This is a genomic window from Pantoea sp. B9002 (assembly GCF_013385945.1).
Taxonomy (GTDB): Bacteria; Pseudomonadota; Gammaproteobacteria; order Enterobacterales; family Enterobacteriaceae; genus Pantoea.
In genome coordinates this window covers 224,927-238,763 of the sequence record NZ_JACAPA010000008.1, presented here as the reverse complement: position 1 = coordinate 238,763, position 13,837 = coordinate 224,927, and the positions used below count along the sequence as shown (strand labels likewise).

At 56.0% G+C, this 13,837-nt stretch carries 13 protein-coding genes; 9 read left to right on the top strand and 4 right to left on the bottom strand.

Annotated elements, in window-relative coordinates; all coding sequences use genetic code 11:
- The first annotated feature begins 523 nt into the window (after positions 1-523).
- Both HX773_RS05830 and HX773_RS05825 read left to right on the top strand, forming a co-directional pair.
- Positions 524-910, top strand: coding sequence for a DUF1090 domain-containing protein (locus tag HX773_RS05830; RefSeq protein ID WP_176970793.1), 387 nt, complete (start codon positions 524-526; stop codon positions 908-910).
- 128 nt (positions 911-1,038) lie between these two features.
- The gene (locus HX773_RS05825) at positions 1,039-1,368 is read left to right on the top strand and encodes a DUF1493 family protein (RefSeq protein WP_176970797.1); all 330 of its coding nucleotides are present in this window, start codon (positions 1,039-1,041) and stop codon (positions 1,366-1,368) included.
- 30 nt (positions 1,369-1,398) lie between these two features.
- On the opposite strand, the gene HX773_RS05820 is transcribed toward HX773_RS05825, so the two are convergent.
- On the bottom strand, positions 1,399-2,178 hold the full coding sequence (locus HX773_RS05820) for an NAD(P)H-dependent oxidoreductase (protein ID WP_176970792.1): 780 nt from the start codon (positions 2,176-2,178) through the stop codon (positions 1,399-1,401).
- Positions 2,179-2,269: 91 nt separating this feature from the next.
- Here HX773_RS05820 and HX773_RS05815 point away from each other — a divergent pair, with 91 nt between their 5' ends.
- On the top strand, positions 2,270-3,160 hold the full coding sequence (locus HX773_RS05815) for a LysR family transcriptional regulator (protein ID WP_176970791.1): 891 nt from the start codon (positions 2,270-2,272) through the stop codon (positions 3,158-3,160).
- An 83-nt stretch (positions 3,161-3,243) separates the two neighbouring features.
- Positions 3,244-4,293 carry a DUF1176 domain-containing protein gene (locus HX773_RS05810; RefSeq protein WP_176970790.1) on the top strand — a complete coding sequence of 350 codons (1,050 nt, stop codon included), beginning with the start codon at positions 3,244-3,246 and terminating at the stop codon, positions 4,291-4,293.
- Positions 4,294-4,387: 94 nt separating this feature from the next.
- On the opposite strand, the gene HX773_RS05805 is transcribed toward HX773_RS05810, so the two are convergent.
- The gene (locus HX773_RS05805) at positions 4,388-5,065 is read right to left on the bottom strand and encodes a YecA family protein (protein WP_176970789.1); all 678 of its coding nucleotides are present in this window, start codon (positions 5,063-5,065) and stop codon (positions 4,388-4,390) included.
- A 215-nt stretch (positions 5,066-5,280) separates the two neighbouring features.
- Here HX773_RS05805 and HX773_RS05800 point away from each other — a divergent pair, with 215 nt between their 5' ends.
- From HX773_RS05800 to HX773_RS05785, 4 genes are all read left to right on the top strand, one after another.
- On the top strand, positions 5,281-6,297 hold the full coding sequence (locus tag HX773_RS05800) for an isopenicillin N synthase family oxygenase (RefSeq protein WP_176970788.1): 1,017 nt from the start codon (positions 5,281-5,283) through the stop codon (positions 6,295-6,297).
- 17 nt (positions 6,298-6,314) lie between these two features.
- The gene (locus HX773_RS05795; RefSeq protein WP_176970787.1) at positions 6,315-7,097 is read left to right on the top strand and encodes a MetQ/NlpA family ABC transporter substrate-binding protein; all 783 of its coding nucleotides are present in this window, start codon (positions 6,315-6,317) and stop codon (positions 7,095-7,097) included.
- Between the two features lie 183 nt (positions 7,098-7,280).
- Positions 7,281-8,426 (top strand): serine hydrolase, encoded by a 1,146-nt coding sequence (locus HX773_RS05790; RefSeq protein ID WP_218168147.1) that lies wholly within the window; start codon positions 7,281-7,283, stop codon positions 8,424-8,426.
- Between the two features lie 156 nt (positions 8,427-8,582).
- The gene (locus HX773_RS05785) at positions 8,583-9,095 is read left to right on the top strand and encodes an RcnB family protein (protein ID WP_176970785.1); all 513 of its coding nucleotides are present in this window, start codon (positions 8,583-8,585) and stop codon (positions 9,093-9,095) included.
- Here HX773_RS05785 and HX773_RS05780 read toward each other — a convergent pair.
- Complete coding sequence (locus HX773_RS05780) at positions 9,092-10,540, bottom strand: PLP-dependent aminotransferase family protein (protein WP_176970784.1); 1,449 nt, start codon at positions 10,538-10,540, stop codon at positions 9,092-9,094. The genes HX773_RS05785 and HX773_RS05780 overlap by 4 nt on opposite strands.
- Before the next feature lie 107 nt (positions 10,541-10,647).
- On the opposite strand from HX773_RS05780, the gene HX773_RS05775 reads away from it, so the two are divergent.
- Positions 10,648-11,355: a GNAT family N-acetyltransferase gene (locus HX773_RS05775; RefSeq protein ID WP_176970783.1), complete on the top strand. Its 708-nt coding sequence runs from the start codon at positions 10,648-10,650 to the stop codon at positions 11,353-11,355.
- A gap of 94 nt (positions 11,356-11,449) precedes the next feature.
- Here the strand turns inward: HX773_RS05775 and opgB are convergent, their stop codons facing one another.
- Positions 11,450-13,741, bottom strand: coding sequence for a phosphatidylglycerol--membrane-oligosaccharide glycerophosphotransferase (gene opgB, locus HX773_RS05770; protein WP_176970782.1), 2,292 nt, complete (start codon positions 13,739-13,741; stop codon positions 11,450-11,452).
- Between the last annotated feature and the right edge of the window lie 96 nt (positions 13,742-13,837).

Genomic DNA, 13,837 nt, shown 5'->3' with positions numbered 1-13,837 from the left:
TCGGGGCTAAAATTGCGTCTGTTACGTCCGGTCATAATGTCACCTGTTTTGACTATGAGGTGATGATATCACCTCTATTCAGGTGGCCAAATTCAGTGTGCCACTACATAAAGTAACGCTTACCCCCGAAGTACTGACGCATGTACATCGGGATTGTGATTCGCACGAAGTAGTTACCGCTTGCATCTAAAATTAAATACTTATCTCTATTGAAACTCATCTTAACCCCGGTTATTTTGTCGGGGCTTTTTCACGGGAGTATGTCCTGTGAATGTTGCTGAAGTCTTTCCTCTTAACTATATAATTCAGTTGGTTAAGTGGGTTTCGGGGATGGTTTCTTACCCTGTTATGACATGTCGGTTCGAGTCCGACCTTCGCACCATCGATTGATGCAAAATTAAGTCGCTTACGAGCGGCTTTTTTTGTGTCTGAAATCTGGCTTTCGAGTTAACTCGTGGCCCTTAAGATCCCCTTAAGAACTCTTCGTATAATAGCGCCCATCAACGTAAACCAAGAGCTCACCATGAAAAACACCCTGATTTCCCTTTCGATTCTTTTATCTGCTTTGAGCGTGACGTCTGTTCAGGCTGCCAACCCAGCCACCGGCTGCGCCGCTAAAAAGCAGGATATCCAGCAAGAGCTGGCGATGGCGCGTGAGCATGGCAATGCTGCGCGCATCGCCGGTCTGGAAAAGGCCTTACGCGAAACCAATGAAAACTGCACCGACAGCGGCTTGCTCAAAGCGCGCCAGGAGAAAGTGGCCGAGAAGCAGCTGAAAGTGCAGGAGCGTGAGCAGGATCTCCAGGAAGCGCAGGCCAAAGGCCGCAGCGATAAAATTGAAAAACAGCAGCGCAAACTGGATGAAGCACGTGAAGAGTTGAAAGAAGCGCAGGATGCATTGACGCAGTAAACCAGGCGTCTCATCTCGAAAAACTCGCTCTTTGTCTCAAAATTCTCCCGTAGAGATTTTTTTCATTCAACTGTCGGGATTGCATGGCAGAATGGCGCTCCGGTGAAATCAGTGGAGGTGCAGAAGCGATGACAGTTGAAATTGAGCAGCGTATCTACGAGCTGGTGCGACGTTACGACGGCGTTTACCTGTTTAAGCAAAAAACGCTGACGCCGCAGATTGATATCGATAGCGATCTTAACTTCGAGCGTGAAGAAGCATCAGCGCTGATGGATGAGTTCTTCGACGAGTTCAGCGTTGATCGCGGCGGATTCGTCATCGAAACCTACTATCCCGATGAGCCCTCGCTGGCGCAGATTCTCAATCCATTTAATAAGCGTGAAGTGCCGGTAGTACCCGATTTCACGCTGGGAATGTTGATTGAATCGGCAAAAGCGGGGCGCTGGCTGTACGAGTAACAGCAGGCTCAGCGCCGAGCCTGCCACTTTTCACCGCTTCACATGCACGCCAAAGCCACTCTCTTCCGGGACAAACTCCGCCTTTAACGTCAGCGCAGGAATCTCATAGTCGCCGCCGTTCTGCTGACGATAGGCAATGGGCGCTGTCTGTTCCAACGTATCCAGCCTTGTTGCCAGCGCATCGCACCAGCCAGCAAAACGTTCGGCTGCCAACTTCTGTACGCGATAGAAAACCAGCGGCGGCAGCACGCTAAAGCCGGGATAAAACAGTAAGCCGTGTTGAATCGGGAACAGCAGATCGTTAATCGGGCCGTTAATGCCGCGCGGGCTGTAGTGCGATTCCCATCCGCCGGTCGTCACCACTAATATCGCGCGTTTGCCGCTGAGATTGCCTTCGCCGTAACGATCGCCCCAATGCTGTTCATTGTGCTCGCCCACGCCGTAGGCAAAACCGTTAGCGTAAACGCGGTCAAACCAGCCTTTCATGATGGCGGGCATCGAAAACCACCACAGTGGAAACTGGAAAATCACCGTATCGGCCCAGCGCAATTTTTCCTGCTCGGCGGCGATATCGGCGGCCTGCAGCTGATGATCGTAGGCGAAGCGGGAATCCACCGTCGCATCGTAGTGGTCGCCCACTAACGGGGCGCGCGTGTCGGCAGCGTCGAGCGGCGCTTTCCACTGCATCGCATAGAGATCAGAGACCTGCACCTGATGTCCGGCATGCTGCAAATGCTGCACGGCAAAGTCTTTGAGCGAACCACTCAGTGAACGCGGTTCCGGATGGGCATACACAATCAATACATTCATGGGCTTAATCCTGTGAGATGAAAACCACTGCAGATTAAGTCGGCGCTGGGTATAGTAGAAATCAATTGCTGATATCTCAGGTATAGACAAAGTGAATATCAACTCGCTGGATTTGAATCTGCTGCAGACGCTCAATGTGCTGTTAAGCGAACTCAACGTCACGCGCGCGGCGCAGCGTCTGCATCTCTCGCAGCCTTCCGTCAGCGCTCAGCTGGCGCGATTGCGTAGGCATTTTGACGATCCGCTTTTGCTGCCTGGACCGCGCGGCATGTTGCCAACGGCGCGCGCAGAAGCTTTGCGTGAGCCGCTGCGTCTGGCGCTGGAAGCGGTTGAGCGTGCGGTCGCGCCGCCCGATACCTTTAATCCGGCCAATGCCGATATCACCTGGCGCCTCGCCGCCACCGATTACACCTCGTCGGCGTTGGTGCTGCCCGCGCTCAACCTGATCCGCGCTGCTGCGCCGCAAAGTCGTATGGCGATATTGGCGCTGAATCCGCCGCTGGTGGCGCAGCAGTTGGAAAAAGGTGAGCTGGATGTGGTGTTTCACACCGGCGATAACGCGCCGCCGACGCTGCATCAACGCAAACTGTTCAGCGAACGCTATGTGCTGGCGGGACGGCGCGATCACCCGCAATTGCAACGTCCACCGACGCTGGATCAATTCTGCCAGCTGGAATTTGTCATGGTCTCGCCCGATGGCGGTGGCTTTAGCGCCGCAACAGATAATGCGCTGGCGAAGCTCGGGCGTTCACGCCGCGTGGTGTTGTCGGTGCCGCACTTCTTGTTTATGCAGGAAACGCTGGCGAGCAGCGATTTGGTGGCGGTGCTGCCCGAGCGGTTGGTGCGTCACGCGTCGCACCTTGCGGTTATCGATCTGCCGCTGGAGGTGCCGGGCTTTGATATTTTGCTGCTGTGGCATGAACGTCTGCACCGCGATCCGGCCCAGCAGTGGTTAAGGCAGCAGATTGTGGCGGCGCTTTGAATCAGCATCGCCGCAAAAAATTCACTTCTCCCGCGTCACAAAAATCATCACACTAGCCACCTTTACCATTATGGAGAGATGGCATGATTACCCGATTGCTGCTGGCGATGTCGCTACTTGCCAGCCTGAGTGCGCCGCTGTTGGCAGATCAAGACGGCGTCTCCTTTAGCCACAAAGACTGGGAATTGGCTTGCGATAACACGCTGACCTGTCGCGCCGCCGGTTACAGCGCCGAAGAGGGCGCGGGCGGCTCGGTGTTGCTGGTGCGCGCGGGCGGACCCAACGCGGTGACGCACGGTCGTGTGGTGTTGGCCGATACCGGCGATGATGATTCTAATGTGGTCAATAACTTAGCGTTGTGGATAGATGACCGTGCGCTGGGCGACGTGGCGAAAGCCGACAACGACGAGTGGACGCTGACCGATGAGCAAACCCAGGCGCTGATCAACGGTATTAAAGGCAGCGGCAAAGTGGAGTTTCGCGGTGGCGAGGAGCCTTTTGATCTCTCAAGCAATGGCGCGTTTGCGGTGCTGCTGAAAATGGATGATGCGCAAGGTCGTCTTAGCACGCCGGGTGCGTTGGTGCGCAAAGGTAACAAGCCGGAAAGCAGCGTACCGGCAGCGGTGGCGATGCCGGTGATTCAGCAGGTGAAAGTGGCTAAGGCCGATGCGCGTCCCTTGACGGCCGATGAGCTGGCGCTGTTGAAGCCAAAGCTGATTGCCTCACTCACCGATGACGACAGCTGCGACAATCTGGCGCCGTCCGACGATCAGCCCGAAGAGGGCGCGGAGCCGCTGACCTTAACGCCGGTTGATGATGCGCACGTGCTGATCGCCGCGCTGTGCTGGCGCGGGGCGTATAACGAAGGTTATGGCTATTGGCTGATCGATAAAGCGTTGCAGGGCACGCCGCAGCTGGTGACGGATTCCGGCTCTGATTACAGCGAAGGTGTGATCTCAGAAGCGCAGAAAGGGCGCGGCATCGGCGACTGCTGGAGTACAGCGGCGTGGGTGTGGGATGGCAAAGCGTTTGAGCAGAGCAGCGATGCCACCACCGGCATGTGCCGCGCGATTCGCGCGGGTGGCGCATGGGAGTTGCCAACCTGGGTGACCGAGGTAAAAGCGGCTCCCTGATAAAAACCGCACATTTTCGTAGCGGCGCGATTTATCGCGCGTTTTAAAGGCCAAACACGCGCAATAAATTGCGCCGCTACGGCAAGTGCAAATATTATTTACCGCAGCACTGCTTATATTTTTTACCGCTGCCGCACGGGCAAGGATCGTTGCGGCCGGTTTTCTCGCCGGCAAAGTGCGGCAGTTGAGGTTCTGGATCGGGCTGCGCCATGCGCTGTTCCTGCCAGTATTCATGCAGTTCCAGCGCTGCGGGGCGAATCGCCTCGATGCTGGCTTCAAACTCTTCTGGCGTGAAGGCTTCGCGCTTCGCCAGATGATCTTCGCTGCCGTGCAAGGCAATCGCCTCCATCATCGGCTGCAGTGATTCTGGCAGCAGCGACCAATCCGCATCCAGCGCCACGCCGCGCAGATAGCCGTAGCACCAATCTTCCACCACGGTGAATTCCTGGCCTTCCATCTCTTGCGTGCCAAACAGCGGATCGAACTGCTCGGGGAATTCGGCCAGGCGCTCGGCGATGTCGTTGAGATGCTGGAACGTCAGCGTCATAAAGCGATCCATTTCGCGCTCATTCGACCATTTTGGAATGTGCTTTTTGCCGCCCCACATCGCCACCAGCCATTCGCTTGGTTCGATGTCGTTCGGGCCAGAGAGCAACGCCGTCAGCATGCCGTCCAGCTCAGCGGTATCCACCACCGAGTGTTCATTGCCGTATTTCTCCAGCATATCTTCAAGCCAGTTCAGCTCTTTTTCGGTTAACGGACCCTGGTTCATACGGCGTCTCCTGCTGTTCATTGATGGGCAATGCCCAAAGTTAATTGGCGGCGATTATAGCGGGAAGCGGGCACGATTTATCGCTTTTTGCATATCGATTGCTGAACCTCTCCTAAAAATGATTCGCCATAACTTATCGCGCAACAGTATTGGCTGCATTTGCCGACAGATGGCAGCGTAAAGGCAGAATTTTTCTGCATAAAGGATGCAAAAGTATGGCCAGCACATTGCCGGTACTGGATTTAGCCCTGCTGGAACTGCCGGATGCGGAACAGGCGCAATACCTCGCCGAACTGCGCGAAACCGCGCGTGACGTCGGCTTCTTCTATCTGGTGAATCATGGCATCAATCCGCAGCTGCTGCAGAACGTGCAAAGCATCACGCGCGCGTTCTTTGCCTTGCCGGATGAAGAGAAGCAGCGCGTATCGATGATCCATTCGCCGCATTTTCGCGGCTACAACCGCGCGGGCGTGGAATACACCCGTGAACAGCGCGATCAGCGTGAGCAGTTTGATATTGGTGCAGAACGTGCCGCGCTGACGTTGCAGCCAGACGATCCGGCATGGAAGCAGCTGCAAGGACCCAATTTGTGGCCGCAGGCGCTGCCGCAGCTGCGTCCGGTGATCCACGCGTGGCAGCAGGCGATGACTGACGTGGCGCTGCGTTTACTGCGCGCCTTCGCCAAATCCCTGTCGCTGCCGCCGGACGCTTTCGATGCGCTGTACGGCACGCACCCCAACGAACATGTGAAGCTGATTCGCTATCCGGGGCAAGATGCCGCTGCCAGCCAGCAAGGCGTCGGCGCGCATAAGGATTCCGGTTTTCTGACTTTTCTGTTGCAGGACGATCAACCCGGATTGCAGGTTGAAGTCACGCCAGATCAGTGGATTGATGCGCTGCCGAAACCGGGCGCTTTTGTGGTGAACATCGGCGAACTGCTGGAGATCGCCACCAACGGTTATCTGCGCGCCACTGTGCATCGCGTGGTGTCGCCACCGGCAAAACAACAGCGCATCTCCATCGCTTTCTTCCTCGGCGCGCAGCTCGACGCCGAAGTGCCGCTGTATCAATTACCGCCGCAGCTGGCGGCAGAAGCGCGCGGACCGACCAGCGAACCCAGCAATCCGCTGCTGCGTGAAGTGGGCTGGAACTATCTCAAAGGGCGTTTGCGATCGCATCGCGACGTGGCGCAGCGTTATTACGCTGACACTCTCAATAGCGTTAAATCATAAGAAACTAAGGGAAGCAGATGAATAAAAAGGTGATAGCCGCGTTAGCGATGGTTTCGGTGTTTAGCACTTACGCCTCGGCGGCCGCACTGCGCGTGGCGGCCGATGCGGTACCGCACAGCGAAATCCTCAACCACATCAAACAGACCGACAAGAAGCTCGATCTCAAAGTGATTGAACTCAACGGCAACCTCAACGCCAACGAACTGCTGGCGCGCGGTGACGTGGATGCCAACTACTTCCAGCACGTGCCTTATCTGCGCGATCAGGAAAAAGCGCTGGGCGAGAAATTTTCTGTGGTCGCCACCGTGCATATTGAGCCACTTGGCATCTACTCGCACAAAGTGAAATCACTGAAAGATCTGCCTGATGGCGCGCAGGTGGCGGTACCGAATAATGTTACCAATCTGAGCCGCGCACTTTATCTGTTGCAGGCCAATGGTTTGATCAAACTGAAGAGCAGCAGCGCCAACACGCTGGTGACTTCCGCAGACATTACTGACAACCCGCACCACCTGAAGATTATCGAAGTGGAAGCGCCGCAGCTGCCGCGCGCGCTGGATGATGCGCAGTTGGCGATCATCAATGGCAACTATGCGTTGCAGGCCGGTTTAGTGCCGTCGAAGGATGCGCTGGCGCTGGAACAGGCGAAGGATAATCCGTATGCCAACGTGCTGGTCACCACGCCGAAACTGGCGCACGATCCGCGTATTCTGGAACTAGCGAAAGATCTGGAGTCAAAGCAAACCGCTGAATTTATTAACCAGCACTACAAAGGATCGGTTATTCCCGTTAATCAATAATCCCCGCCGCCACCTGTTTTTGGCAGGTGGCGCTGACTTTCTTCTGTGCTATATTTCGCCACCAACACCCGTCGCACCCTTTATAAAACATAAAAATTCGCTCAATCCATTGCCATGATTACCTTCGCCAGGAATAAACGGGTGCTGTGCCATCGTTTAACAACATGCATCATTGTGCTGGGCATGAGCATATTGCTCAGCGCCTGCGGCACCTTGTCGCAAACCTCCGCGCCCGTCAGCGATAAAGTCTATCTTTCGCACGCGACCTTTAATGAAAACGTCGATGACATCGTGCGCCACTACATGCAGCAAAAGCAGGTTTCCGGCATCAGCATCGCCATCATCCATCAACGCAGCCAGCCTAAATTCTACAGTTTTGGCGTCACCGATGCGCTGCACCGTTATCCCATCACGCCAGACACCTTATTTGCGCTCGGCTCGCTGAGTAAAGGCATCACCGCTGAGGTGATTATTGAGCTGGTGGATCGCGGTGAACTGCACTGGAACGACACGCTAGCGACGCTTTTGCCGCCCAACGTGGCGCTGAGCGCTGATGCCAAACGCATCACGCTGTTGCAGCTGGTAACGCACACGTCGGGCTTGCCACGTCAGGATATGGATTTGCCGATGTTCATGAAATTTATGGGCTATTTGCGTAGTGGCGAGAACTTTTATGGCAACCTCGACAGCGACGCCGTGCTGGATTATCTGGCCGACTTTGACGCGCCCGCGCATCCCACCGCGCGCTATTCCAATCTCGGCTATGCGTTGTTGGGCTACATCCTCAAACATCGCTTCCATCAGGACATCGAAACGCTGGCGCAGCGCAATATGTTCCAGCCGCTTGGCATGACCAGCAGCAGCTTCACGCCACAGCGTCTGCGCGGCTATCCGTGGCGTGCGCTCGGCCATGCCGGCGATCAGCCTAAGCTGATTCCTCGCGGGCAAATCACGCCGGATTGGGTGTTTAACAACAATATGGTGGCGGCCGCCAGCCTCTACAGCAACGCGCGCGATTTGATTCGCTATCTGGATGCCCACCTGCATGACGGCGCGGGCGCTTCGCTCAATGCGGCGTTTGCGCAGGTCAATCACGGCTACGAACAGCACGGCAATCAGTCACAAAATATCGCCTGGGTAACCGATACCTACGGCGATCAGCAGATCACCTATCAGGTTGGCTATATCGGCGGCTACTCCAGCTTTATTGGCTTTGATAAGCAGAACGGCAATGCGATTGTGGTGCTGCAGAACGCGTTTAACTGGAGTAACTATCTGGGCATCGCGTTATTAATGGATCTGGCACAGAAAGCGCACGACAAAAACTAACATGGTTGCTTGCAATTTTACTGCGCCAAAAAACGCCTGAGCTGAGGTATGCTGAGCAGCGAAATTTGACGCGCTAAGCGCGCCGGGGGAACCTTCTGCGTGCTTAACTTGTCAGTTAAATGGACAGTTAATAATTAACCAGAGTGGAAATCACCAATGCGCAGGACACACGTCAATCTTCTTTCTGCAGGAATTTTTCTGGGCGCTTTAAGCCTTGCTCCGGCCGCGCTGGCGGAAGGCGAGCAAACAGACGCCGTACCCATGCCGCCACCAGTGCAGCAAACCGCACCCGACGCGCAAACCCAGGCACCCGCCGCTGATGCACCCGCTCAGGCGCCGGCCGCCGATGCGCCTGCCAGCAATGAACCGGCTGAATCCAGCGGCGATGTCGCGCCGATTCGTCCACCGCAAAGCGGCAATGCAACTGCGCCAAACAACTACGATCTGAACACCATCATCATCGACTACAAAGAGTACAAAGTGGGCGATGTGGTGCCAGATGAGTACCGTAAAAAGCAGTACACCATTGTTGAGTGGAAGCCACGCCATCTGCCAGCGCCGCAGCCAGGCACGCACTGGGCGTACATTAATGCCAACTACATCCTGATCACCGATGACACCGGTAAGATCGTGATGGGCAAATCAGGCGAAATCTTCTTCCGCGGTTAATTCTCGCGTAGCAGACGCGCTAACTGCGCGACGCCCGCCGTAATCTGGCTGGTGCTGGTGTTACCGTAACCCAGCACCAGCCCTTGTTGCTTCTGCTCACCGAGATAAAATCCCGACAGCGCACCCGGCGCGTAGCCACTCTGGATCAGCCGATCCACCAACGCCATATCGTTTTGATCCGCAGCCAGCGATAACACCAGATGCATGCCGCATTCGCCGCCCAGCAAAGGAACCTGCGCGCCAAACGTTTGCTGCAAAGCCTGTCGTAACGTCGCCTGCCGTTGGCGGTACAGACGGCGCATTTTGCTCAGATGACGGCTAAAATCACCGCTGCGTAAAAACAGCGCCAGCGCCTGCTGCTCAGGACGATTCCCACCGCGCAGCAGTTCATGCAGCGCAGGGCGCAGCGGCGCGACCAGCTGTGGCGGCAACACCATAAAACCAAGGCGCAGCGCCGGAAACAGCGTTTTGCTGAACGATCCGACGTAGATCACCGGCGTTGGCTGCGTCATGCCTTGCATAGCGGCGATCGGCTCGCCGCTGTAGCGAAAGTCGCTGTCGTAATCATCTTCGATAATCCACGTTTGCTGTTCGCGCGCGGCCGCCAGCAGCGCCAGGCGACGCGGTGCGCTCATGATTGCGCCGGTGGGATATTGGTGCGTTGGCGTGGTGTAAATCAGGCGCGGCGGACGCTGCTGCCAGTCCTGCGGCTGCGGCGCCAGACCTTGTGCATCGACCGCTATCGGTTCAATACGCATATCTCCCAGCCGCATCGCCGCTTTGGCTCCGCGATATCCCGGCTCCTCCACCCAACCGATGTCGCCTGGGCTGCTGAGCAGCGCCACGCACAGCGTTAATGCCTGCTGCGCGCCTTCGGTAATCACGATTTGCTCGGGCGTACAGCGCACGCCGCGTGCTAAGGCCAGATGCTGCGCCAGCGCGGTGCGTAGCGTGCGTTCACCGAGCGGATCGCCGTAGCCCAGCAGTTGCTGCGGCTGATGCAGCATCACGCGGTTCAGCGCCCGTCGCCACTGAGCCAGCGGGAAATGTGCCAGCGAAGGAACGCCGGGGCGCAGCGCCATCTCCTGACTCAATGTGCGATGGCTGGATCGCAACTGAGCGATGCGCGGTGACAAGGCAATTTCGCCGCTGGCGGGCGGCTGAGTTTCATGCGGTAGCTGCGCCATATTGCTGATGCGGCTGCCCTGGCGATCGCTCAGTAAAAATCCTTCAGCCTGCAGCTGCGCCCAGACGGCGATTACCGTATTGCGTGAAACAGCGAGATCCAGCGCCAGCTGGCGTGTTGCGGGCAAACGCGTACCGGCAGCGAGTTTACCTGCCAGAATCGCCTGCTTGATACGCTGGAACAACTGCTGTTGCAGCGTCAGCTCGTCGTTGGTCTCCAGCGGGGCCAGCAACAATCGATGCAGCTCAATATCACTCATTTACGCAATTCCGTGGATCCATCAATTTCAACCATTGTGGCGCTTTTTAACACGCCAGCAAAGTGGCACTCTGCGTTTCTGGCCCTGATTGATAAAGGAATCGAGCAATGTCGCAACACACCAACGCTTACGGACAACCGGTGGGATTTCCGCTGCCAGATTGGCAACCCCGCGCCTGGCCGAGCTATGAAACCTTCACCGGAGATTATTGCCGGCTTGAACCGCTGAGTGCTGAGCGTCATGGCCGCGAACTCTATGCCGCCTATGCGCTGGCTGAAGATGGCCGTGACTGGACCTATATGTTCGCCGAACCTTTTGCCGATGAAGCGGCCTATATTGCCTATGCGCGTCAACTGGAAAACGGGCGCGATCCGATGCATTTCGCGGTGATTGATCCGGTTAGCAACCGCGCGGTTGGGAGCCTGGCGTTGATGCGCATCGATGCGACAAACGGATCGGTGGAGATCGGCCACGTCGCTTTCTCGCCGCTGCTTAAGCAAACGCGCATGGCCACCGAAGCGCACTATCTGCTGATGCGCTACGCCTTCGAGCAATTGGGCTATCGTCGTTACGAGTGGAAGTGCGACAGCTGCAATCAGCCATCACGAAACGCGGCGCAGCGTTTAGGGTTTCAGTTCGAAGGGACTTTCCGTCAGGCGATTGTCTACAAAGGCCGCAGCCGTGATACCTGCTGGTTCTCGATTATTGATAGCGACTGGCCGCAGGTGAAACAGGGCTTCGAACGCTGGCTGGCGGCAGAAAACTTTACGGCAGAAGGGGCGCAACGCGAAAGGCTGGAGGCGCTGCGCGCGTAGGGTGCGGATGGGGACGGTGATGACAATGCCCGGACTGGTTTTTCGTAGGGTGCGCATTCATGCGCACCAGGTCGCCATAAATGGCTACCCTACGTTAAGTTTGCGGAATTATTTTTATATCCACCATGCCGATCCCCAGTTTGCGTGGATCCTGGCCGATGATATTGCCGACATTCGACTCCTGTGGCTCCGGTGGCGCAATGATTAAATTGCGGCTGCCGGTTGGATTGGTGAAATGCAGTGTGGTGGTGGAGAAATCTTCACCCAAATTCAGTTGCTGCTCTGCATCGCCAACGCGCACGGGAATCGGACGGTGCGCATTCGGACCGAACGCCCGCGCGGTAATCACCACATCAAAGCGTTCCGGCAGTGGATCGGAGTATTCAATATTCACTTCCGGTGCCAGATTGGCATTCGACCAGCGTCCCCACTCTTCCGGACGTGATATCCCTTTAAAACTCTTCACGCTGGTTGGCGCGCCAGGCACCGATAACAGGAAGCTGTCCGCGTTGTAGCGAATCGCATTGTCTTCAATACGAATTTGCTGCTCGTTGAGCTGGAAGGTTGCCGCACTGACTTCTGCTTTGGGGAAGCTGACTTTCGCTTTCCACTGCGGTTTATCAATGCGGGTAACGCTGGGTTTGGCGCCCATTTGTCCCATCGAAACACACAAATCGTTCGACAGGGCTAAATCTGGCTGCCACAGGCGCGCCATCTTAAAGCAGCGATCGACCCAAACAAATTTGTCGTCAGCAGCAAATTTAGCCAGCTGATAACGCAGTGGTTCTGCATATTCGCCTTCGGGCAGCGGTTCAACATGCTTATCGGAGACGCGGAACAGAATCGGCAATTTGAAGGTCGCGCCGGAGAAGCTGAAGGTATTTTTCGGTTGATCGACGGTGAAGTTGTCCATCTTGCTGGGGAAATTCCACAGCTGAATGATATCCGCTTTCCACGCCGTGACGCGCTTCGCCATGTCTTCAAACTCGGTTGACAGCGAGGTGGAAGAGAGGCCGCTGCGACCGAGTCCAATCGCGTTATCTCCGCCGAGAATATCCAGCACCGTGGCACCGTTATCCAGCGTACTGCGTTTGCCATCGAGCACTTCCGCCTGTGGCTGATCGCCACGAATCACCATAAACAGGTCATGGCGCGGCTGCTTGATCAGGTATTGATGCGCGGTGTTATTCATCGCCAGATGATCGGAGGTCACCACGATGATGGTGTTTTTAAACCACGGTGACGCTTTGATGCGTTCAATCAGACGCGCCACATGCTCCTGCGAACAGGCGACCGCGCTAAAGGATTGGTTCGGTTTGCCATCATAGCTGTAGCTTTTGCGCTGGCAGCTGCGCGAGATAAAACCATCCGGGTGATGGGTGTCGACGGTCAGCGTGAACAATGCGAAGCGTTTTTGCGCGCGCGACAGCTCCTCATATTTCTCAAACACCTCGTCCATCACCGTGTCATCGTAGTAGCCCCAGTTATTACGATAGCTGGGATCGGCGACGCGACTTTTCAGCTCCTGCGAGCCATACATATTGGCCGCATCAAAGCCATGCGACAGCAGGAAAGTGTCTTTACCGGCGAAGCGTAAATCGGCGCCCTGAATAAACCAGTTCTCGTAGCCAGAGTTTTTCAGGATGTCGCCCAGACAAATGTTCTGCGGATAGAAGCTGGAGAGCGAGGCCGAGGCATTGCCATCAAAAGGCGCAAACAGCGGGATGCCGCACTGTGAAGCCACCATGCCCGCAATGGTGTAATCGGTGCCGGGCAGCTGTTCGGTTTGGCTGAAATCGATGCTGTTGTCTTTTTCGCGGCTGAGTTCCGGGGCCAGACCGGGAAATGCTTGCTGATCGAAGTAGGTCCGTTCAAGACTTTCGCCATAAATGTAGACCAGATTGAGCTTAGGCTCGGCGATCACCTTATTAGGCGTTTTGTAATAGGTTTCGAAATCCGAATCGGCGAGGCGCGAATGTGAGGCGATCAACTCTTTCACCTGGCGGAACGCAGGCGTGGTTTGTACCGAACCCGCGGCACAGGCAATCGCCAGCAAACTCCAGCCGAGATGATGCGGCCGCTTACGGCGGCGCAGTAACCATGAAAGCAGGCAAAATAGCGAGAACAACGCGATGATCAGTCCGATGGCTGGCACCACATATTTGCTCACGCCCGCGCCGGTCAGGCTGTTGGTCAGGGTATACAGCACCGCGTCATTAATGCCATTGCCGGTAAAATAGTTGCTGGCGACCAGCGTGACGTTAAGCACGATAAACAGCGTGAGCAGCAGCAGGATCAGACTAAACCAAAATTTATTTCGCCCGGCTTTGAAGGAGTAGACTGCAATCGCAGCCAAAAAGAGTACAACCGAAACCATTTCGGACAACGTCAGATCCTCATTTTGAATGAATACGCAATCCTTGCGCCAACGACCCTCTGCGGGGATTTTGCGACAATCTATATTGGGTGTCACATGGCTGCA

Coding starts and splice junctions, on each gene's coding strand:
- HX773_RS05775 (WP_176970783.1), top strand. CDS start 10,648: ATGTCGCAACACACCAACGCTTACGGACAACCGGTGGGATTTCCGCTG.
- HX773_RS05795 (WP_176970787.1), top strand. CDS start 6,315: ATGAATAAAAAGGTGATAGCCGCGTTAGCGATGGTTTCGGTGTTTAGC.
- HX773_RS05825 (WP_176970797.1), top strand. CDS start 1,039: ATGACAGTTGAAATTGAGCAGCGTATCTACGAGCTGGTGCGACGTTAC.
- HX773_RS05805 (WP_176970789.1), bottom strand. CDS start 5,065: ATGAACCAGGGTCCGTTAACCGAAAAAGAGCTGAACTGGCTTGAAGAT.
- HX773_RS05820 (WP_176970792.1), bottom strand. CDS start 2,178: ATGAATGTATTGATTGTGTATGCCCATCCGGAACCGCGTTCACTGAGT.
- HX773_RS05830 (WP_176970793.1), top strand. CDS start 524: ATGAAAAACACCCTGATTTCCCTTTCGATTCTTTTATCTGCTTTGAGC.
- HX773_RS05780 (WP_176970784.1), bottom strand. CDS start 10,540: ATGAGTGATATTGAGCTGCATCGATTGTTGCTGGCCCCGCTGGAGACC.
- HX773_RS05785 (WP_176970785.1), top strand. CDS start 8,583: ATGCGCAGGACACACGTCAATCTTCTTTCTGCAGGAATTTTTCTGGGC.
- HX773_RS05790 (WP_218168147.1), top strand. CDS start 7,281: ATGAGCATATTGCTCAGCGCCTGCGGCACCTTGTCGCAAACCTCCGCG.
- HX773_RS05810 (WP_176970790.1), top strand. CDS start 3,244: ATGATTACCCGATTGCTGCTGGCGATGTCGCTACTTGCCAGCCTGAGT.
- HX773_RS05800 (WP_176970788.1), top strand. CDS start 5,281: ATGGCCAGCACATTGCCGGTACTGGATTTAGCCCTGCTGGAACTGCCG.